Source organism: Egibacter rhizosphaerae (assembly GCF_004322855.1).
GTDB classification, from domain to species: domain Bacteria; phylum Actinomycetota; class Nitriliruptoria; order Euzebyales; family Egibacteraceae; genus Egibacter; species Egibacter rhizosphaerae.
This window is the reverse complement of the sequence record NZ_CP036402.1, coordinates 2,668,829-2,689,270: the sequence shown is the minus strand read 5'-3', so window position 1 is coordinate 2,689,270 and position 20,442 is coordinate 2,668,829. Positions and strand designations below refer to the sequence as shown.

The 20,442-nt window shown below is 68.8% G+C and carries 20 protein-coding genes; 10 read left to right on the top strand and 10 right to left on the bottom strand.

The window, feature by feature from the left end:
- Positions 1-208: 208 nt before the first annotated feature.
- The gene (locus tag ER308_RS12545) at positions 209-1,936 is read left to right on the top strand and encodes a cell wall-binding repeat-containing protein (RefSeq protein ID WP_131155308.1); all 1,728 of its coding nucleotides are present in this window, start codon (positions 209-211) and stop codon (positions 1,934-1,936) included.
- Between the two features lie 81 nt (positions 1,937-2,017).
- Here ER308_RS12545 and ER308_RS21675 read toward each other — a convergent pair whose 3' ends face one another.
- A complete protein-coding gene (locus ER308_RS21675) occupies positions 2,018-2,170 on the bottom strand; it encodes a hypothetical protein (protein WP_165492057.1) in 153 nt (50 codons plus the stop codon).
- Between the two features lies 1 nt (position 2,171).
- Complete coding sequence (locus ER308_RS12540; protein ID WP_131155307.1) at positions 2,172-3,428, bottom strand: glycosyltransferase family 2 protein; 1,257 nt, start codon at positions 3,426-3,428, stop codon at positions 2,172-2,174.
- Positions 3,429-3,905: 477 nt separating this feature from the next.
- On the opposite strand from ER308_RS12540, the gene ER308_RS12535 reads away from it, so the two are divergent.
- The 3 genes from ER308_RS12535 (at position 3,906) to ER308_RS12525 (ending at position 6,628) form a co-directional block, all read left to right on the top strand.
- The gene (locus ER308_RS12535; protein WP_131155306.1) at positions 3,906-4,883 is read left to right on the top strand and encodes a GNAT family protein; all 978 of its coding nucleotides are present in this window, start codon (positions 3,906-3,908) and stop codon (positions 4,881-4,883) included.
- A 73-nt stretch (positions 4,884-4,956) separates the two neighbouring features.
- Positions 4,957-6,027: a glycosyltransferase family 4 protein gene (locus ER308_RS12530; RefSeq protein ID WP_131155305.1), complete on the top strand. Its 1,071-nt coding sequence runs from the start codon at positions 4,957-4,959 to the stop codon at positions 6,025-6,027.
- 211 nt (positions 6,028-6,238) lie between these two features.
- Positions 6,239-6,628, top strand: a complete 390-nt coding sequence (locus tag ER308_RS12525; protein WP_131155304.1) for a hypothetical protein — start codon at positions 6,239-6,241, stop codon at positions 6,626-6,628.
- On the opposite strand, the gene ER308_RS21670 is transcribed toward ER308_RS12525, so the two are convergent.
- On the bottom strand, positions 6,625-6,789 hold the full coding sequence (locus ER308_RS21670; protein WP_165492056.1) for a hypothetical protein: 165 nt from the start codon (positions 6,787-6,789) through the stop codon (positions 6,625-6,627). The genes ER308_RS12525 and ER308_RS21670 overlap by 4 nt on opposite strands.
- A gap of 191 nt (positions 6,790-6,980) precedes the next feature.
- Between ER308_RS21670 and ER308_RS12520 the strand changes: the two genes are divergently transcribed.
- A complete protein-coding gene (locus ER308_RS12520; RefSeq protein ID WP_131155303.1) occupies positions 6,981-8,045 on the top strand; it encodes a glucose-1-phosphate thymidylyltransferase in 1,065 nt (354 codons plus the stop codon).
- Between the two features lie 27 nt (positions 8,046-8,072).
- Here ER308_RS12520 and ER308_RS21665 read toward each other — a convergent pair whose 3' ends face one another.
- Positions 8,073-8,222, bottom strand: a complete 150-nt coding sequence (locus ER308_RS21665) for a type II toxin-antitoxin system VapC family toxin (RefSeq protein WP_165492055.1) — start codon at positions 8,220-8,222, stop codon at positions 8,073-8,075.
- Between the two features lie 56 nt (positions 8,223-8,278).
- Positions 8,279-9,226 carry an NAD-dependent epimerase/dehydratase family protein gene (locus ER308_RS12515; protein ID WP_131155302.1) on the bottom strand — a complete coding sequence of 316 codons (948 nt, stop codon included), beginning with the start codon at positions 9,224-9,226 and terminating at the stop codon, positions 8,279-8,281.
- A 133-nt stretch (positions 9,227-9,359) separates the two neighbouring features.
- On the opposite strand from ER308_RS12515, the gene ER308_RS12510 reads away from it, so the two are divergent.
- A complete protein-coding gene (locus tag ER308_RS12510) occupies positions 9,360-10,205 on the top strand; it encodes a hypothetical protein (RefSeq protein WP_131155301.1) in 846 nt (281 codons plus the stop codon).
- A gap of 86 nt (positions 10,206-10,291) precedes the next feature.
- Here the strand turns inward: ER308_RS12510 and ER308_RS12505 are convergent, their stop codons facing one another.
- Both ER308_RS12505 and ER308_RS12500 read right to left on the bottom strand, forming a co-directional pair.
- Positions 10,292-11,368, bottom strand: a complete 1,077-nt coding sequence (locus tag ER308_RS12505) for an HTTM domain-containing protein (RefSeq protein WP_240732096.1) — start codon at positions 11,366-11,368, stop codon at positions 10,292-10,294.
- A 37-nt stretch (positions 11,369-11,405) separates the two neighbouring features.
- Entirely contained in the window at positions 11,406-11,822 is a 417-nt protein-coding gene (locus tag ER308_RS12500; RefSeq protein WP_131155299.1) for a hypothetical protein, read from the bottom strand.
- Positions 11,823-12,109: 287 nt separating this feature from the next.
- Here ER308_RS12500 and rfbB point away from each other — a divergent pair, with 287 nt between their 5' ends.
- The 4 genes from rfbB to ER308_RS12480 all read left to right on the top strand — a co-directional run bounded on the left by rfbB (position 12,110) and on the right by ER308_RS12480 (position 16,774).
- Positions 12,110-13,096, top strand: coding sequence for a dTDP-glucose 4,6-dehydratase (gene rfbB, locus ER308_RS12495; protein ID WP_131155298.1), 987 nt, complete (start codon positions 12,110-12,112; stop codon positions 13,094-13,096).
- Positions 13,096-13,944: a dTDP-4-dehydrorhamnose reductase gene (gene rfbD / locus ER308_RS12490; protein WP_131155297.1), complete on the top strand. Its 849-nt coding sequence runs from the start codon at positions 13,096-13,098 to the stop codon at positions 13,942-13,944. The genes rfbB and rfbD overlap by 1 nt, the downstream gene beginning before the upstream one ends.
- Entirely contained in the window at positions 13,944-14,471 is a 528-nt protein-coding gene (locus ER308_RS12485) for a dTDP-4-dehydrorhamnose 3,5-epimerase family protein (RefSeq protein WP_131155296.1), read from the top strand. The genes rfbD and ER308_RS12485 overlap by 1 nt, the downstream gene beginning before the upstream one ends.
- A 557-nt stretch (positions 14,472-15,028) precedes the next feature.
- Positions 15,029-16,774, top strand: a complete 1,746-nt coding sequence (locus ER308_RS12480; RefSeq protein WP_131155295.1) for a sugar transferase — start codon at positions 15,029-15,031, stop codon at positions 16,772-16,774.
- A gap of 246 nt (positions 16,775-17,020) precedes the next feature.
- Here the strand turns inward: ER308_RS12480 and ER308_RS23225 are convergent, their stop codons facing one another.
- The 3 genes from ER308_RS23225 to ER308_RS12465 form a co-directional block, all read right to left on the bottom strand.
- On the bottom strand, positions 17,021-17,458 hold the full coding sequence (locus ER308_RS23225) for an acyltransferase (RefSeq protein ID WP_420826255.1): 438 nt from the start codon (positions 17,456-17,458) through the stop codon (positions 17,021-17,023).
- A gap of 211 nt (positions 17,459-17,669) precedes the next feature.
- Complete coding sequence (locus ER308_RS12470) at positions 17,670-19,109, bottom strand: lipopolysaccharide biosynthesis protein (RefSeq protein WP_240732094.1); 1,440 nt, start codon at positions 19,107-19,109, stop codon at positions 17,670-17,672.
- Positions 19,110-19,239: 130 nt separating this feature from the next.
- Positions 19,240-20,187, bottom strand: a complete 948-nt coding sequence (locus ER308_RS12465; RefSeq protein ID WP_131155293.1) for a phosphoribosyltransferase family protein — start codon at positions 20,185-20,187, stop codon at positions 19,240-19,242.
- Positions 20,188-20,442 lie beyond the last annotated feature (255 nt).

Sequence of the window (20,442 nt, the reverse complement as noted above, 5' to 3'; positions counted from 1 at the left end):
CGAGCAGTGACCGCAAGACTCCTCGTCTGAGGTAGCCCTCCGCATCGGCAGGGCGACCTAGATCCGGGACGGAGTCGGCCTATTTCCGGCACCGGCTGTAGGTCGGACCCGCAACGGCCGATACCTATCGCACGTCAGTGCTGTCGACGCGCGTACCGCACGGGGGGATTCGGCAGACGACGGTCGACCCTGTGGAGAGGACACCGACATGGTCCGGAGCGCTCCGGCACCGCGGGCCACCGCACGCCGCCTCGGCACGCTGGCCGGTGGGCTGCTCGCGGCCGCGCTGTGGCTCGCCGTAGGCACGGAGGGAGTCACCGCCGCGGAGGAGCCGGTGTCCGGCACCCCCACCGAGCGCTGGTCCGGCGACACCCGCTACACCACCGCCGTGACCATCAGCCAACACACCCACCCCACCAGCGACGCCAACCGCGTCCTGCTGGCCACCGGCGACACCTTCCCCGACGCCCTCGCCGCCAGCACCACCGACCACCCCCTGCTACTCACCCCCACCTGCGGCCCCCTGCCCGACGACGTCGCCGCCGAACTCGCCCGCCTACAACCCACCGAACTCATCGCCCTCGGCGGCCCCCAAGCCATCTGCGACACCACCCTCGACCACGCCGCCGACGCCGCCGACGCACCCGTCCAACGCTGGGCCGGCGACACCCGCTACACCACCGCCGTGACCATCAACCAACACACCCACCCCACCAGCGACGCCGACCGCGTCCTGCTGGCCACCGGCGACACCTTCCCCGACGCCCTCGCCGCCAGCACCACCGACCACCCCCTGCTACTCACCCCCACCTGCGGCCCCCTGCCCGACGACGTCGCCGCCGAACTCGCCCGCCTGCAACCCACCGAACTCATCGCCCTCGGCGGCCCCCAAGCCATCTGCGACACCACCCTCGACCACGCCGCCGACGCCGCCGACGCACCCGTCCAACGCTGGGCCGGCGACACCCGCTACACCACCGCCGTGACCATCAGCCAACACACCCACCCCACCAGCGACTCCGACCGCGTCCTACTGGCCACCGGCGACACCTTCCCCGACGCCCTCGCCGCCAGCACCACCGACCACCCCCTGCTGCTCACCCCCACCTGCGGCCCCCTGCCCGACGACGTCGCCGCCGAACTCGCCCGCCTACAACCCACCGAACTCATCGCCCTCGGCGGCCCCCAAGCCATCTGCGACACCACCCTCGACCACGCACGGCTGGCCTCGGACGGGCCCGCACCCGAGGATGGAGCCGAACAGGAGCGCTCCGGCGAGGACAGGGAGACCGCAGCGGTGTTCGAGTGGGCCGGCCACGAGTGGGAGACGAGCGACCGGCACGGAGGCCCCGGGCCGACGACGTTCGATCCCGACCACGTCACGGTGACGCCCGAAGGGGACCTGCGGCTGCGCCTCGACGGGGTCGACGGGGCGTGGCACGGCGCCGAGGTCGCCACCACCGAGCCCGTCGGTGGCTACGGGACCTACCGCTGGACGATCGCCGTCGACGACGTGGCGGAGTGGGGCCTCATCCCGGTGCTCGGGCTGTTCACCTACGACTGGCGGGCGCCCGAGGAGGGTCACCGCGAGATCGACATCGAGCTCGCGCGCTGGGGCTCGGAGTCCGTCGGCAACCTCTGGTACACGGTCTGGGCCGACGACTCCGGGGAGCCGGACAACAACGACCCGGGAGTCGAGCTCGGGGGCGACCGGACGGTGCAGGAGTTCACGTGGACGCCGGGTCGCATCCACTGGGAGACGCGCCACGCGGCGACCGGCGAGGTCCTGGGGGCATGGAGCATCGACGATCCGGCGCGGGTTCCCGCTCCCGGCGAGGAGCGCACCATGATGAACCTCTGGCTTATGAACGGGGATCCACCCGACCGAGGTGAGGTCGAGGTGCGCATCGAGGACTTCGCGTTCACCCCGCCCTGAACAGCTCATGGGCTGCTGGGCGCACAGTCGAGCGGGGAGGCCTCGTGGTGACGACCTCCCCGTTTCGACGACGTTCGTGGATCAGGCCTGGACGCGCCGCGGGATGATCCGCAGCACTGCGCTGCCCGCCGCGATCAGCGCGAACGCGCCGACGGCGAGCCACAGGAGGTCCGAGCCGGTGTACGCGAGGGCGCCGATCCCCGCCGCAGCAGGGGCACCGATGGTCTGGTACATGTCACCACCTCTTCTCTGTTCGTAGGAGTGAGTCCACGTATGCACGCAGGTGGACTCCTTGGAGGAAGACGTCGAAGACCATCTCGACGAGAAGCACCGAGGCGAGGAGCATCTGCTGCGGACCCCTCGCCCTGACCGTGATGACCCGCTCGGCGATGAAGATGCCGGTCACCGCGAGCCAGATCGGGTAGAGGGTGAGCGAGCCCTCCATGACGAGCACCCACACGATCGCCCCGAGGTAGAGCGCGGTCACGGTGATCCCGAGCAGCGTCACGACCTGCCGCAGCCAGTAGCGGAACGTGACCCGCGTCATCCCGTAGTCGACGAGGTTCTCGATGGCCCCGCGCTTCCAGCGCAGTCGCTGGCCGTAGAGCTCCCGCCAGGTCGGCATCACCTCGGTGACGAGGGTGCAGTCCTTGGGGGACTTGATGCGGTAGCCGAGGTGCATGATCGCGAGGCTCAACTCGTTGTCCTCGGTCAGCACCTTCGTGTCGTAGACTTCCCCCGAGCCGTAGGGCAACACGCCCCGCTCGCGACCATCAACGACCTCGTTGAGCACCTTCCGGGAGAACATCGACGCTGTGCCGGTGAGCACGAGCGCGCGTCCCTTGAGTCGGGCGACATCGCGGGCGTATCGGGCGTACTCGTTGCGCTGGAGCATGCAGACGAAGCCCGGGTCGTCGCTGCCGCGGAAAACGCCGCCGACGCCCCCGAGGCCCGGATCCTCCTCCATCGTCCGCCGCGCCAACTCGACCCACCACGGGTCGAGCAGGCTGTCGGCGTCCTGCACGAGGACGTAGTCGCAGGCGTCCGATGTCGCCGAGGACGCCGCGCGCCGGTCCCGCACGCGGCGCTCGACCGCCACGCGTTCGGGCGCCACGCGCTCCTCCTGCCGGCGCCGCTCGGCGGTGCGACGGAAGCGCAGGCGCAACGCCTGGTTGAGCGCGCCCGCCTTCTTCGCGGTGTTGCCGACGGTGGCGAAGACCTCGGCGCCTTGCGCCACGGCGAGGCGCTCGGTGTCGTCGGTGCAGTTGTCGGCAACGACCACGAGCCGGTCGACCTGGGGCTGCAGCGCCGCGATCGACGACGTGATCCCCTCGGCCTCGTTGTGCGCGGGGACCAGCGCGACGAGCGAAGGCCGGCTCAGGGTCGGCGCAGCCAGGCGGTCGGACACGGGCGCAGGGCGGGTGTCGGGCGGATCGAGCCGGACGGTCCCGGGGTCCAGGTCGGCGGCGGACGGAGCCAAGACGGCGGTCATCGGCGAACCAGTCAGATCGATGGGTCGGAGCCGGGTTGGCGGCAGCGCACGTGCCGACAACGTGATCACTAAGAGTGGCTAGGCACTGGCACGGCTCGTTCGCTCGGCGAACGAGGGACCAACCACCGGATCGGGCTCGCCATTCGCTCCCCAGAGGGCTGGTGCCCGCCTATGAGGCGGGTCCTGGGCGACCGTCGGTGCCCTCTGGATCTCTGCTTCCCGGTTCACGAACTGGGATATTCGGGCCGACCCCTTCCGGGCCGGTCGGTACCGGTTCCCATACGGAGAGTGTACCCCACTTCCAGTCCGTTATCTCCGTGGACCTGTACCAACAGACCAAGCCGGCTGACAGCGGGACCGCGGCGCGCCCGAGTGCGCGGGGTGCGGGCCGCTTCTCGGGTTCGCGCGAACGGCTGTTCACCGTGATGCTGCGGGGGCCAGCGACCGAGCGAGCGAGCCAGCCAACAGTGGGGTGGGATGACCGACGAGATCGTGGTCCGCGAGTTGCGCGAGAGCGACGAGCCCCAGGTCCTCGATCTGCTGGCGGCGTCGACCGGCCTCGCGGACGACGAGGTGCGCCGCCGCTCCTTCGCCTGGAAGCACCGGGACAACCCGTTCGGCACGTCGCTCGGCTGGGTCGCGCTGGCCGGTGAGCACCTCGTCGGCGTGTGCCTGTTCCAGCGGTGGGAGTTCCTCGACGAGGACGCGGTCGTCCCGGCGGTGCGCGTGTCCGATGCCGCCGCCGACCCCTCGCTGGGCGCGGGGATCCTCGACCGCCTCGTTGCACACGCGTGCGCGCAGCTCACGGGGGACGAGGCGCGGTTCGCGTTCGGGGTCGCCGGAGACGAGCGCCTCGCGGCCTGCCGGCAGGCCGGCTGGGAGGAGGTCGGCCGCCTGCCCGCCGTGATCCGCCTGCGGTCCGCGCGTGGCGCGCTGCGGACGCTGCGTAGCCGCGCCGCTCCCGAACGGCATCCGCTGCCGACCGACGTCGGCGTGCCCGCCGCCGAGGTGCTGGCCGACGCCACCGCCGTGCACGAGCTGCTCCTCAACAGCACCGCGTCGGCGGGTCTCGCCACCCGTCGGGACGTGCCGTTCCTGCAGTGGCGCTACGGTCCCGAGTGGCTGCACTACCGGGTCCTGCGCTACAGCGAGCGGATCCAGGACGGTCTGCTCGTCTTCCGGCTCCGCCAGCGCGGTCGCGCGCGCGAGCTCGTCGTCGAGGATCTGATCGCACCCACCGGCGCCGAGGAGGAGGTCACCGAGATCGCGACCCTGGCCCTGCGTGCGACCGGCGCCGACCACGCCTTCGCGATCACGCGGCCGGGCTCGTTCGACGCCGCGCTCGCCCCGCCGGGCCTCGGCCCCACGCTGGTGTGGCGGGACCTCATCGGTGGGCAGGCTTCCCCCGCGCTCGAGTCCTGGTCGCTCGGCACGGGAGACGTCGAATTCGGTTAGCCCGCGGGACCCGTGGCCCGGCCCGTGGCCGCGGCCCCGGCCCGTCGCACGAGCAACCACCAGCGAGGTGACGATGACGCGCATCCTGCAGGTCCTCACCGACACCGACCGGCGCGGCTCACAACTGTTCGCGGTGCGCCTCGAGCGCGTGCTCGCCGAGCGGGGATGGGACGTGCGCTCGGTCGCCCTCACCGCCGGGGGCTATCCCCCGCCTCTGCCGGTGCCGGCGCTCGGCCGCCTGCCGCGGCATCCGCAGACGCTGCGGGCGTTGCGGGCGGAGATGCGCCTGGCCGACGTCGTGATCGCCTTCGGCGCCCCGACGCTCTCCCCCACGATCACCGCTCGGAGCCGGGTCGGGGTCCCGATCATCTACCGCTCGGCGGCGGACGCCCTGCGGGGCATCGACACCCCGGAGCAGCGGCTGCGCCTGCGCGTCCTGCTCGGCAACGTGCAGCGGGTGTGCGTGCTGTGGCCCGAGGCCCGCCAACTGCTCGTCAACGCCGTCGGCATCCCCTCGGGGCGCATCTCCATGATCCCGTCGGGGGTGACCACACGCGACGTCGTCCCGCCCGACGCAGCCGCGCAGGAGGCTGCCCGCAGGCGGTTCGGCCTCGACCCCGACCCCGAGCGCCCCGTGCTTCTCAGTGTGGGCGCGCTCGCGCCGGAGCACCGGATCGACGCGCTGCTCGGGGCGGTCGCCCGCGAGCCGGCGTGGCAAGCGCTGATCGTGGGCGATGGCCTCGCGCGGGCCCGGCTCGCCGAGCGCGCGGCCGCGCTCGCGCCCGACCGGGTCGCGTTCGCGGGCCCGCTGCCGGACCTCGCCCCGTGTTACGACGCCGCGGACGTCGCCGTGCTCCTGAGCGACCGGGGCGGAACGGCCGGGTTCCTGATGGAGGCGGGCGCCCGCGGCGTGCCCGCCGTGGCCACCGACGTCGGGGGGCTCCCGTGGATCGTCGTCGACGGCGTGACCGGCGCGCTCGTGCCCGTCACCCCGGGCGTCGACGCGGTCCGCGACGGGGTGCGGCGCGTCCTCGACGGGCACGCGTCCATGGGTCTGCTCGCCCGCCAGCAGGTCGAGGCCTGGTTCGACCTCGAGACGGTCGCCGGCGAGTGGGAGAAGCTCCTCGCCGACGTCGGGCGGTAGTCCTCGGACGGACGAGCCCCCCGCCCTGGGACCCGAGCGCTCACCTCCCGCGGGTCAGGCCGTCCCTACGAGTATCCCGCACCAGCACGCCGATATAGCTACTTAAAGTAGTGCCAATATCACCCAAAGAGGCTTTTGTCCTGCGGTGCTGCGAAACGTATGATCGCGGACGATTACTTGGTGTCATCGCCTCGGCGGGAAGGCAGACCTGGTGAGCGGCACGTCACGGGACCCACGCGCAGGGACGCTCGTGCTGGTCGATGAGCCGGTCGCGTCGGCGCCCGTCCCCGTCTCGGTTCGGGCGGCGGCGATCGGGGCGCTGGTGTTGCTCGCCCCGGCCCTGGGGGTGCTCGTGGCGTTGGTCCGCCTGACGGTCGGTACGCCGATCACGGTCGACCGGAGCGCGGGGACCCGCTTCCGCACCGAGCCACCACCCACCGCGAGGCGTCATCGCCACCTCCTCGCACGCCGGCTGCGGCACTGGCACCTCGATGAACTGCCCACGCTGTGGGACCTGGCGCGGGGTCGGGTCGTGCCGTTCACCGACCCGCCGTCCGCCACCCCGACGCCGCTCGCCCCGGTCACCGTCGGCACACGCTAGGAGCTGCGCCGCTGCACCCGATCCGACTCGAAGTGCTGCGCTGCCTCCTGCCCGTCCCGGAATCCGCGCCGATAGCCGAGCCGCGCGCCGACCGCGTAGAAGATCGTGCCGAGCACGCTCAGGACGATCCAGCCGACCACCACCATGACGACCAGCTCCAATGCCCGTCCTTTCCAGAGCTGCTGGCCCGGCGACTCAACGTGCTCACTACAGGATGTTATCCGCGGCGCTGTGAGCGTAATCGATCTCCGGCCCGGCGCGGCGGGGGCGAACCGGCTCGCGACCGTCGTGCTCCCATGAGCCGGGCGTTACGCTACGCGCAGGTCGCAGGTCGCCGACGGCGGGGGACGCGGTGAAGGCACTCATTCTGGCTGGAGGCGCGGGCACGCGGCTGCGCCCGATCACCCACACGAGCGCGAAACAGCTCGTACCGGTCGCGAACAAGCCGGTGCTCGACTACGGCCTCGAGGCGATGGCCGCCGCCGGGATCACCGAGGTCGGCATCATCGTGGGAGCCACGCGGGCCGAGATCGAGGCGCACGTCGGCGACGGCAGCGCCTGGGGCCTCGACGTGACGTTCGTGCACCAGCCCGAGCCGCTGGGCCTCGCCCATGCCGTGCTCACCGCGGAGGACTTCCTGGGCGAGGACGACTTCGTGATGTACCTGGGCGACAACCTCCTCGCCGGCGGCATCGGCGAGTTCGTCGCCGGGTTCGAGCGGGCCCGACCGACCGCGCAGATCCTCCTCGCGCAGGTCCCCAACCCCCAGGAGTTCGGCGTCGCCGCGCTCGACGACGCCGGCCGGGTGACCCGGCTGGTCGAGAAGCCCGCCGATCCCCCGAGCGACCTCGCCCTCGTCGGCGTCTACCTGTTCACGTCGCGGATCTTCGAGGCGGCGAAGTCGATCGCCCCGTCGGGCCGCGGGGAGTTGGAGATCACCGACGCCCTCCAGTGGCTCATCGACGCCGGGGAACCGGTCGACAGCCACGTGGTCTCGGGCTGGTGGAAGGACACCGGCAAGCTCGACGACCTGCTCGAGGCCAACCGCATCGTGCTGGACGCGACCGAGCGGCGCGTGGACGGCTCGGTCGACGACGCCAGCCTCGCGCAGGGCAAGGTCGTGCTCGAGGCGGGTGCGCAGCTCGTCAACTCGACGGTGCGCGGGCCCACGGTGATCGGCGCGGGCGCGCGGATCGTCGACAGCTACGTCGGCCCGTACTCTGCGATCGACGCGGGCTGCGTCGTCACCCGCAGCGAGGTCGAGCACGCGATCATCCTCGCCGACTCGACCGTCACCGACGTGCAGCGCCTCGAGGACTCGCTCATCGGCCGCGAGTCCACCGTCGCCTACCAACCGACGCGCCCGCGCGCCTACCGGCTCATGATCGGCGACCACAGCAGCGTCGGCCTCGCCTGATCGTCCGCCGACGAGACCGGTAGGCAGTTACCCGGGTAGGAGGGCGAAGTTCTCGGAGGCCGCGGCGCGGGCCAGTCCCTCGTCGAAGGCGGTGATCGTCGTGCACGTGGGGCCAGCTCTCCGCGTCGCAATGGCCGCGGCGAGTTGCACGGCGTCGTAGGCCCTGAGCGGATGCACGGCCACGAGCCGAGCTGCGGCCTCGATGATCGCCGTGGCGGGTGAGAGTCATGATGTCACCGATGCCTGGGCACCTCGCCGGTCCGGAACCACCGCACGGTCGCGGCCAGGCCCCGGTCGAAGGGAACCGGCTCGATGTCGGGGAACAGCTCCCAGAACCGGCGCTGATCGGCCTGCGAGTGGCGCACGTCGCCCTCGCGCGGTGCGGTGTGGTGCACGTCGAGCTCGCCGAGTTGCTCGCGCAACTCCTCGACCACGTCGAGCAGCGACAGGCGCGCCCCGAACGCGACGTTGACCGGCCCTTCGCTGGTGACACGCCGCCACAGCGCGTCGGCGAGCGCCTCGACGACCGAGCCGACGTAGATGAAGTCGCGGGTCTGGTGGCCGTCGCCGTGGATCTCCAACGGTCGGCGATCGAGCGCCGCCTCCACGAAGGCCGGCACGACCGCGGCGTACGCGTGCCCGGCGGGCTGCAGCGGCCCGAAGACGTTGAAGAACCGGAAGGCCAGCGTCGGCAGCCCGAAGCTGGCCTGCCACGCGGCCGCCGCGCCCTCGGCGGCGAGCTTGCTGCCGGCGTACGGCGAGCGCGGCTCGGCGGGTAGCTCCTCGTACTTCGGCAGCGCCGGGCCGTTCCCATACACCGCCGAGGAGGAGGCCACGATCGTGTGCAGGTCGCCGTGGCGGCGGGCGGCCTCGAGCACCTCCACGGTGCCGGTCGCGTTGACCGCGTACGCGCCCTTCGGGTCGGCGAGCGAGCGCGGCACCGAGGTGTGCGCCGCGAGGTGCACGACCGCGTCGACGCCGTCGAGGGCACGGTCGAGCGCCGCGGGATCGATGACCGAGCCCTCGTGCAGGGCCACGCCGTCGAGCCCGTCGAGGTTCGCCTTCGAGCCCGTCGACAGGTCGTCGAGCACGCGCACGTGCCCCCCGGGGTCGGCAACCCGCAGGTACCGGACGAGGTTGGCGCCGATGAAGCCGGCACCTCCGGTCACAGCGATGTCCACGAGTCCTCCGACCTGCTCAGGTACTCGAATCGGCATCCTAGATGTCGCGCACGACGGGGACGCGGATCGCCCCGCCCCTATCTCGCAGAGGCACTCCGCTGTTAGGCTGAGCACACCCGCAGGGAGGCGGACCATGCGGGCATTCTGGCGGGAGTGGCGGGGGGCGAGGCCGGTGTCTGACGGACCCACGAAGCTTGAACGCGCCAATGCAGGGAGCGAGTCCACCGACAAGGCCAGGTTCTTGCAGCGGCTCCGTCGTGCGCTCCTCGCGCTGGTCGGGTTCTGGCTCGTGGGCGGGTGGGCCGCGTTTCTCCTCGTCGACGTGCTCGATGTGGGTGGCGCGCAAGCCCTTCTGGAGGAACTCGAGCAGCCACTGGTCTTCTTCCATCTATTCGGAGAAGCGCGCCCGACCGAATGGCTGCAGTGGGCGGCGCTTGGAACCAGCGGCGTCCTGGCGGGACTGATCGCGGGCCAACTTTCGGCGGGCGAACGAACGCGGGTCGCGGGCGCCTGGACGCTGTTCGCCTTCGGCATGGTGGCCATGCTGATCGAGGACGCGGGCAACCCGAGACACCGCGTAGCGGAGTACGCCGAGCGACTCGCCGGTTCGACTGCGGGCACAGTCGCCGAGCTCATGGTGATGGGAGCCGTGGCCGCCTTGCCACTCCTCGCAGCGATCTGGGCGGGTTGGCACCTGCTTCGCGCCGCTCCGGGGCGCCGGTACCTTCTGGCTGGCTATGCGGTTTACGGGATTGCCGTGCTCTCGTCCGCCACTCGCTCCCTTTGGTACGAGCGGACTGGTGCCGCCCTGTTAGGAGACCAGCTTGCTCCGTTCATGCACGGGGATCCCCCTGAGGACAGGGTGAACTTCTACGTGCTCGATCACCTGTACGAAGAGTCCCTGGAACTCGTGGCGGCCACGTTGCTCTTAGTGGGGACGATCGCGTCACTTGAGCGACTCAGGACACCGAACCTCTGAGGACAATCGCCGCAATCATCCCCTCAGTGAAGGTCCTACACCCATCGCAGGCAGCGGTACCCCTGTTTGGTGAGTGCGCGCATACCTCACTCAACACTGGACCGCCCCGCCGTCCGTGCAAGGTGGTCGTGCTCTAAGCCGGGCCCTGTCTTTAATAACCTTTGCAGACGCCACGCGAGGTAGACTCCGCCCACCACGCCGCCGATCACCACGACGCTGGCCGATACCGGAACAGCGATCTGGCGGAGAAGCGGAGAAGCTAGCCACACGACAGCCCCCCCTGCACCCACCACCAGTGGGGGACGCGGGCGACGTTCGAGTCTTACCGCAGCCTTCCGAAACGGGCTTGCCAACAACTTGGGTACGGACAGGCTGGCCCAGGGAATGAAGGCAGCGTACACGAGGATGTTGGGCGCGAAAGTGATGTCGAATACCAGCATCACGGACAGGTGGAAGAGTCCTGCGATCGCGAGCAACAAGCGAAACGACGCCCAACTAAGGACTGCGGCTACCATGCCGAACTCGAATAGCACCGCCCCCCAATCAAGGGCAATCCAGAAGGCAGCACTGTCAACGGACCCTATCAGAAGGTGGCCCAACCATCCGGGGTCCGAGGTATGCTGGGATTGCATCAGCTCGTTGCGCACGGCTTGCGTGTCGGTACTCAACCACCCCTGACGCCACTTCGGCAGCGCAGCAGTCGCGAACGCCATGGCCACAGCCAGGGCCAGCAGCCGCATCCCCCACTGGCGAACCTCATAAGCCCCACCACGGGCCGCGTCAACGGAGTACGCCGCCCCCCATCCCGCATAGGCCATAAAGACCGGCAGAACGACGAAGAGAATGTTGTGGTCGATCTTTCCGAATGAGAATGAGAATCCGTAGCCGACGAGCATGAACCCCGTCGCCATGATCGATGCTGCGCGCGTCCACCATCCGATCAGGACCGCCACGAGGGCCAAGGCGACCCCCACCTCCAGGAAGGAAAGTACAGTTGGATGCGGGAATCCGCCGATGAGGGCAAAGGGCCCGGGGGGTGGCGAATGGAAAGTGTCGGGAAACGCTGCGACCCAACTGAACGAAGGAAGGTTCAGCAACGCGTAGCAGCAGAACAGGACCCGGAATCGTCCCAGGTCCGTCGGGCGGAAAGGACCCGCCTCCATCCACCGGTCGAGGCAATATAAGGGTGCTCGAGCAAGGTCACTCATCGAACTCAACCCGATATGCACTTTCGATCACGCGCTCATACTCGACAGATGCGTACTCGACAGACGCGTTCCGCTCCGCGGTGTAACGAATCCACTCAACGGTCGCAGCCTCAGGGCTTTCCCCTGTGAGCTCCTCCAACCTTGATTGCAGCCATTGCGCATTTGAGGAATCCTCTAGGGCATCCTCGAGGTTGTCAGCCGGGAATGCAGTGGAGAATACTGCTATCTCCGCTACGCGAGATTCCGCCATGAGGTCCATGTGGTGCAATCTGAGGTCTTCTCCGCCCCGGGCATGCATCGTGACCCTCGGTACCGTGAACTCGACCTGCTCCCCACCCTGAGCCGCGCCGGCAAACGAAGGCTGGTAGAGGGCCGGATACGGTTCACTCCACAGGCGGGCGACGAGCATCTGAGTCGGAAGGATCAGCAGAAAGCACACCAAGGCCAGCCGACGCCAACGACGAGCGCGAGCAGCACTCACGCAAGCTCCCTTGCTCCCGCCTTACAAGCCTGCCTGCCCTTGGAGGGAGACCCTCGTCCGACGCAGTCACTTGGAAGTGTGGCACATCAGGGTTGCGATGGTGGAACTTGACGATCGGGCCCCCGGCCGCGGGACTCCTACCGCTGCGCGCTGCACTGCCGGGGGCGAGGGCAGGGCGTGCCCTATACGAGTTTGGATTCGGTAGGCTCGGGACGATGCGAATCCTCGTGACCGGCGGCTGCGGGTTCATCGGCAGCCACCTCGTGCGGCGGGCGCTGGCGGAGGGCGCGGAGGTCACCAACCTCGACGCGCTCACCTACGCCGGCAATCCCGCCAACCTCGCCGACGTCGCCGACGAGCCCGGCTACCGGTTCGTCGAGGGCGACATCCGCGACCGCGAGCTGCTCGCGCGACTCATCGAGGGTCACGACGCGGTCGCGCACTTCGCGGCCGAGAGCCACGTCGACCGCTCGATCGACGGATCGGCGGAGTTCATCACCACCAACGTCGAGGGCACCCACGCGGTCTTGGAGGCCGCGCGGCGCGCCGAGGTGCCGCGGATCCTGCACGTCTCGACCGACGAGGTCTACGGCTCGGTCGCCGCGCCGCACCGGTCGGCGGAGAGCGACGCGTTCGCGCCGAGCTCGCCGTACGCCGCGTCGAAGGCGGCCGCCGACCTGCTCGCGCAGAGCTACCGCACGACCTACGACCTACCCGTCTCGATCACGCGCACGAGCAACAACTTCGGGCCCTACCACTACCCCGAGAAGATGATCCCGCTGTTCGTCACCAACCTGCTCGACGGCGAGCCGGTGCCGGTGTACGGCGACGGGAGCAACGTGCGCGACTGGCTGTACGTGCTCGACAACGTCGACGCCCAGTGGCGGGTGCTCGTCGACGCCGAGCCGGGCGCGACCTACAACGTGGGCGCCGACGCAGCCACGAGCAACCTCGAGCTCACCCACCGCATCCTCGCTGCGGTCGGCGCCGGGGAGGACATGATCCGCTTCGTCGCCGACCGGCCCGGCCACGACCTGCGTTACAGCGTCGACTCGTCCGCGCTGCGTGCAGCGACTGGCTGGGCGCCGCGGCGCTCGCTGGACGACGCGCTCGTCGAGACCGTGGACTGGTACCGGTCGCGCGAGGACTGGTGGCGGCCGCTGAAGCAGGCCGGCGCCACCGCGCGCCGCGGGGTGACGTGATGAGGGCGCTGATCACCGGCGCGGGCGGGCAGTTGGGCCGCGCGATCACCCGCGGCTGGCGCGACGACGAGCTCATCGCTCCCGGCGCGAGCGACCTCGACGTCACCGACGAACCGAGCGTGTGGGCCGCCGTGCGCGACTACCAGCCACAGGTCGTCGTCAACTGCGCCGCCTACACCGCCGTCGATGCCTGCGAGACCGACCCCGAGCCCGCCTGGGCGGTCAACGCGGGCGGTGCCGCGAACCTCGCGCGGGCCTGCTCGGCGGCGGGGATCGGGCTCGTGCACCTCTCCACCGACTACGTGTTCGACGGAACCCTCGACCGCCCCTACACCGAGTTCGACCGCCCGAATCCCGTCTCGGTGTACGGGCGCACGAAGGACGCGGGCGAGCAGCTCGTCCGCGAGCGCTGCGACGAGCACGTGATCGTGCGGACCTCGTGGCTGCAGGGCATCGACGGCGCGAACTTCACCAAGACGATGCTGCGCCTGGGCCGCGAGCGCGACCGCGTCGAGGTCGTCACCGACCAGGTCGGCACCCCGACGTTCGCGTTCGACCTGGCGGAGGCGATCCGCCAGCTCACCGTCACGCGCCGCTACGGCACGTTCCACGTCACCAACGCCGGCGCGTGCACGTGGTTCGACTATGCGGAGGCGATCTTCGAGGAGGCCGGGCTCGACGTCGAGGTCGCGCCCACCACGGCGGCGGCGTTCGGCGCCCCCGCGCCCCGGCCCGCGAACAGCCGGCTCGAGGGGCGCCATGCCGCGATGGCCGGGCTCGGCGCGCTGCCCCACTGGCGCGACGGCCTACGCCGCCTGGTGCGTGCCCTCGAGGCCGAGGCCGCCTGATGGCGATCGCCGAGACATCGATCCCCGGGCTATTGGTCGTCGACTGGCCCGCGTTCGTCGACGAGCGGGGCTGGTTCCGCCAGACGTATCAGCTCTCCGAGCTCGAGGAGGCCCTCGGCCGCGAGGTCGTGTTCCGGCAGGGCAACCATTCGCGGTCGCATCCCGGCGTGCTGCGTGGGTTCCACGCCGAGCCGTGGGACAAGCTCGTCTACGTCGCGCGCGGCGTGGCCTTCTGCGCGGTCGCTGACCTGCGCGAGAACTCCCCCACCTACGCCCACCACGAGACCTTCTGGCTCGGCGACCCGCCCCGCGGGGAGCACCGACGCCTCTTTCTCAGCGAAGGGCTCGCGAACGCCTTCCTGGCGATGGGCACCGAGCCGGTCGATTACCTCTACGACGTCACCGCCGAGTGGCGACCGGGCGTCGACAAGCGCGCGGTCGCGTGGGACGACCTCACGATCGGGGTGGATTGGCCGATCGACCACCCACAGCTGTCCGAGGCGGACCGCGACCTGCCCCGGCTCTGACCGGCCACTTCCGGCACTGGGCTGTGACCGAGGTACCCCGGACGCGTCGCGCCCCGAGGTGCGGATGTCACTTTCGTTCGGCTCTCGACCCGGTTATCCTCTAGGTTTCTGCGGGGGACTCGGTGCTCCGGCGGGACGGTCTTGGCAGGGGACGGAGCCTCGACATCCGCAGTGGCGGGTTCCGCTGTCGGGGGCGTTGCGACGCTTCACCAAGCGCCAGTGGGCCACGCGGACCACGGGCCCTGCAGGGGTGACAGATTCATGACGGAGCGTCAACGTATTGACAAGTGACACCACAGTGCGTTACTACGGGTGGTCCACAGGGCGGCAGGTCAAGGTTGGCTACGCAGCGCGACCCACTGGAACAATGCGCGAAATGCGGGCACAGTAGGCGTACTACTCCCGTCGGGAGATGAGCGATAGGGGCCTCCCTGCGAGGGAGGGCGGAGCGGAGACACGTGGCGGTCCGCACCTCACGAACAGTGAGCACCACGGGCGGACCGCGCACCGGCGGGACGAGGCGGGACCTCGCATCGCCAAGAGTTTGAGGAGTATTCATGAGCAGTGTCGGAGCGTTGGGCGGGGACAACCACGAGCGGCGGCGCGCACGTGCGGGGGGCAGCGACTCGGCACCCTCGGCCCGCCTGCGGGAACTGGGTCCGACCGAGCACTACTCCGGCGAGCGCAACGGAGTCAGCGTCAGCCGTTCCACGCAAGCAGGCGGCGGCGTCCACGCGACCACGGAATCGGGCATGCTGGCCCCTCCGGACAGGCGCGCGGGGGCCGATCCCCTTCCCGCCCGCGCAGAGGCCTCTCGCTCGGCCGTTGAGGACGACGGGCCGCGCTTGGAGCCGCCACGACCGCGCAATCTGCGGCGTCGCCTGGTGGCGTTCGACCTCATCGCGCTCACGATCGGTTGGGGCATCGCCGCCCTGCTGGCCGCGCCAAGCCCCCTGGCGATCGGACAGTTCTCGAGCCATCTCGCCGTGGCGGGGATCGCCGCGCTCGCCGCGCTCGTCACGATCGCGAGCAGCCACCTGTACCGAGCGCGGGTCTGCGCGATCCGTGCGGTGGAGACCGCCCGCCTCGCCCGCGCCGTGACGATCTCGGTCGTTGCCTACTGGCTCGCGCTGGAGGTTGTCGGGTTGGCGGTGCAGCTCCTGCCTCTGGTGCTCGCCGGCGTGCTGACGTTCCTGCTGCTCATCCTGGGGCGCGCGCTGTTCCGTGGCTGGGTGTCCGAGCAGCGTCGCCACGGCCAGCACGTGTGGCCGGTGCTACTGGTGGGCGCGAATGAGGAGGCCGCCGAGCTCGCACAGCTGCTCGCCGAGCACCCGGAGTACGGTTTCCAGGTCCGCGGCGTGGTCGGTCCCGCGGAGCAGGCGGCCCGCTCGCTGCCGAACGTCCCGTGGCTCGGTGAGACCCGTGATGCGTTGTGGGCGGCCACCCATTCCGGTGCGAGCGGTGTGATGGTCGCCTCGACCGCGTTCGAGTCCTCGAGCCTCAACGAGACACTGCGCCACCTCGTCGACCGCGGCCTGCACGTGCACGTCTCGTCCGGGATCCGCGGGTTCTCGCACCAGCGCCTGCGCGCCGCACCGGTCGCCCACGAACCGCTGTTCTACCTCGAGCCGCTGCGGTTGGCGCGCTGGCAGACCATCGCCAAGCGCAGCCTCGACCTGGTCGTGGCCACGGCGTTCCTCGTCGTCGCGGCACCGGTCATGGCGATCACGGCGCTGGCGATCAAGGCGCACGACCGCGGGCCGGTGCTGTTCCGCCAGGAGCGGGTCGGGCACAACGGGGAGCCGTTCAAGCTATTCAAATTCCGGACGATGGTCACTGACGCCGAGGCCCGCCTCGCCGAGGTACAGGCGATGAACCAGCGGAGCGGCCCGCTGTTCAAGGCCGCACACGACCCGCGGGTGACGCCGATCGGGCGCTTCATGCGGACCACGAGCATCGACGAGTTCCCGCAGATGCTGAACGTCCTGCGCGGCGAGATGAGCGTAGTGGGGCCGCGGCCCGCCCTGAAGGAGGAGACGGAGCAGTTCGATGAGCGGCTCCAGTCCCGGGTGCAGGTGCTTCCGGGCATCACCGGCCTGTGGCAGGTCGAGGCCCGCGATAACCCCTCGTTCTGGTCCTACCAGCGCCTTGACCTCTTCTACGTCGAGAACTGGTCGATCGGGCTTGACCTCAGCATCATCTTGAGCACTGGGGTGGTCGTCGGTCAGCGGGCGCTCGGCGCCGTGCGTGGGGTGTTCAGCCGGGATCCGGGGGGCTACCAGGCGCCCGCAGTGCTCGACTGACCATCTGTCCTGGCCAGTGTCCCGTCCCAGTGGCGGCGAGCGACCTCCCAACCCGGGGCTTCTCGCCAACTTCGGACTGCTCGTCGGGGACTTCGCGCCAGTCCCTCGACCGCGGAACCGGCCTCGGCGGGACGTGGATCATCAAGCTTCAGCACGTCCTCCGCCAGCTGCCCTATTACCACGCGTCATCATGCCTCGGCGAACCAGCTCATTCCCAGCGCCACGGTGTGCACTGACGAGTGCCATCTATCCTGCTGTACCCTCACCACGATACCCGATGACCTTCGCCGGCACCCCGCCGACTATTCCCAACTCGGGTACGTCCTCTATGACCACTGCGCCGGCCGCAACAACCGCGCCATTACCGATCGTTACCCCCTTAAGAATCGTCGCGCCATGACCAATCCACACGTCCCGCCCGATCTCCACGGGACTGGTCACCACCCCTTGGTCTCGAATAAGTTGATCAGTACGCTCGAATCGGTGGTCCGTATCACGCACGGACACGTAGTCAGCGATCCCCGTGTATGCTCCGACACTGATCGACTCACCTGCATCGAAGAGACAGTTCGCCCGGCAGCGACTGTACGGACCGAAACGAATGGTCCCTCGGCCCTGGAAGAGGGCGAACCTCCCAACGATAACCCCCTCCTCTAGGTGGATGCGCGGGCCACCAGCCCGCATCCCGAGCGGTCGAACACGAAAGCCTCGGTCGATTCGAGCACTCCTGTCCATCTCAAGAAATGGCCAGCAACGCACTCTTGCGCTTATCGTCGTCGCCGTCACGTACCGCTGTAGCCAGCGGAAGTATGCTTCGGCCAACCGTTGACGCAATCGACCACTCATCAGACACTCCTACCTACACGCTCCACAATTGGCCATATGCGCCAGCCCCTCACCCATTCCCAGCTCGCCGAAGGCCCTGACGGGCGACGTCCAGCAACGACCTAAACTCTGCCCGAGCGGGCCTCCACGCGGCTAGCATCACCGCGTAGGCAAGCAGGAACGATGTGGCGGCGATAGCCAACGTGACGACTGTCGGGGCCAATAGCACCCCCTCCCGCACTTGTCCGGCAGCAATGTACGCAATCGCTCCTATGCACGCAGGCCGCCAGACCGCCCGCCCAACGTCCCCGAGACTCACCGGCGTCCCAGACGTCGCCAGTGTCAACGACACCGGCAAGAGGAGCCACCGCGTCACGGTGTACGCCGTTGCCACTCCCACAATCCCCCAAGGGAGACCTATGAAGAAGGACGCGATGAGCAGGGGGTGCGCGACAAGCCCCCACAGCGCCTGACGCCGCACTCGGCCCAAGGCTACGTACAACCATCCGTTGGCATGCCCAGCTACCGTTGCAAGGCCCGCGAACGCCAATACTCGGAATATCGGCCCCGCTTCGATCCACTGATCCCCAAGGGCTAGGAGGATGATCTCGTCGGACGCCAACGCCAATAGCAGGATCAAGGGTATCGCCGCATGCGCGGTCCCACTCAAACCGGTCCGGTAGAAGCGGCGGAACCTCTCTGGCTGATCCTGTAGCCGACTCAGCGTCGGGATGGCCACGCGATGTAGTGGACTTTGCAACTCTCGGATTGGCACCAACAGCAACTGATACGCGCGTGAATAGATGCCTAGCGCGGACGACCCGATAGCGTTGCCAATAACAACATTGTCCAGGTTCTGCGACGAGTAGGTGAGAACTTGGAAGAGTGTTTGGTACGCACCGAACGACAAGAGGGACCGTACGCCCGCCCAGGCCCTTGGTAGCTGCGGCTTCCAACCAGTCCCCAACCACCCAAAGGCGAGCTTTACCGCGGGTTGGGCGAGGTGCAAGACCACGATAGCCCAATAGCCCATTCCCAAGGCTCCCACAACGATCGCAGCAACGCCCGCGACACCGAGTGCGGTCACCTCCATGACCGCAAGCAATTTAAATCGCATGTGTCGGTCAAGTAAGGCAATGTGCTGGGACCCGAAAGCCGTCAGTACGAATATACTTGACATTGCCAGCGTTACGGGTACCAATTCGGGTTCGCCGTAGAACGCTGAGATGAGCTCCGCACTGCCGGCGAAGAGGGCGGAGACGATCGTGCCCAGAATCACTGTAATCCAGAATAGCGCACTTACCTGTTGATCGGTGATCTCCCGTCGCTGGATCGTTGCGGTTCGTAGGCCGACAGTGAGAAGACGTTCCGCCAGGCCCGTGATCGCTACCACCATGGTCACCAGCCCGTAGTCTTCTGGTGTGACAAGCCTGGCTAGCACCATCGTGGTCGCGATATGCAAGATGAAGCGCAGCCATTGCCCGCCTGCAGTGGCAGCGACACCGCGCACAGCACGCCGCCCAAGGCTCACGGCAAGGCCCTGGTGCCGAAAAAAAGCCCAAGTCGCTGACCAGTGCGGGTCGGAGGCCTGGGCGGCGGACCCAAACGGAACTCCTGCATCGGCTTTGCTAGCTTCGCTGCTAGCGGCGGCGTCTCGCCCGAACCCTTCGAAGGCGATTCCTCAACCCTCGAGGGGCGCGTGCCGGTAGAGTGAGAAGACGATCCGCGAACTCGGGATACACCATCTCTTGGGAGTCCCAACACAAGACGGGGCGTCCCGTACGCTTCGCAATTGCGGCAGATTCGCGCTCGGAGCTTTCTACGAAGAGCGTCGCCCCTGTCTCCTGATACATGCGAGCTTTGAACGGCGCACCGCCCCCGTGGGCTCGCTTGGTCGACACATCCGGGAGATTCAGCATCTTGAGGCTGCGATAGCGGACTCCGTGACGGCGAAGCCATGCCTCGGTAACGCCGCGATACTTCTCCAACCGTCCGGTCACCAGCCACCCGATCTCCGTCGCGGGCACCACGAGGGGCCTAGCATGCTCAAGGAAGGCCAGGTACTCGGGCGTCCCCTCTGGTTGGTCCGGGGAAGGATCAGAACAGATAACTCCGTCAATGTCCACGCACACATTTTCTAGGGCGGTGTGGTGCATGATGTTCCAAGCAAAGAATCGACCCCAGGGGATCTCCTCAAACGCATAGTCGACGAGATGCGAACATTCCGGGGTGACGTACACCGCAGCGTACTCGATTCGATTGTAGATCTGCGCGTGAGCAACGCGCTCATGCACTGCACGCATCTGGGAGCCATGGCCGACACTGTCGTCAACGATCAGAATGCGGGATGATCTCCGCACATCGCCGTGAGCGACCGGGCTGTGTAGGGGCCTCTTTCCACTGGCGAGAACGCGGCCGTCTAACCAGCCATCAAGGTCAGCCAGGGGCACGTTAAGGTACAACGCGATGAGCGTGGCGGGGAGCATTCCACTCCGGGGCACACCAACAACTACCTCGATATCCCGCGGAAGGCACGGGAGGGCTTCTAGCACCGATGCTTGGAGGTCGTGGAGGTTCCGGAACTCCATTGCCCCTGCCCCTCACTCCGTCGCGCGACCGCATTTCAACGTCGCTATCAGGCTTGATCGCGGGACCGTTTCCCCCGCCGTCCACCCCGTTCTTCGGGCCGGGGCCTTGGACCGCAGGCTAGCTCATCCTTTCAGGGCCGGCCGACAGAGTGCCTGCTGGGCCGAAGTCATCTCATTTTACCGACGTGGAGGTGGACGCTATCCGGGTGCCGGCTACGGCTGAGCCTGCACGAGCGAGAGGACGGGCGTCCCCTC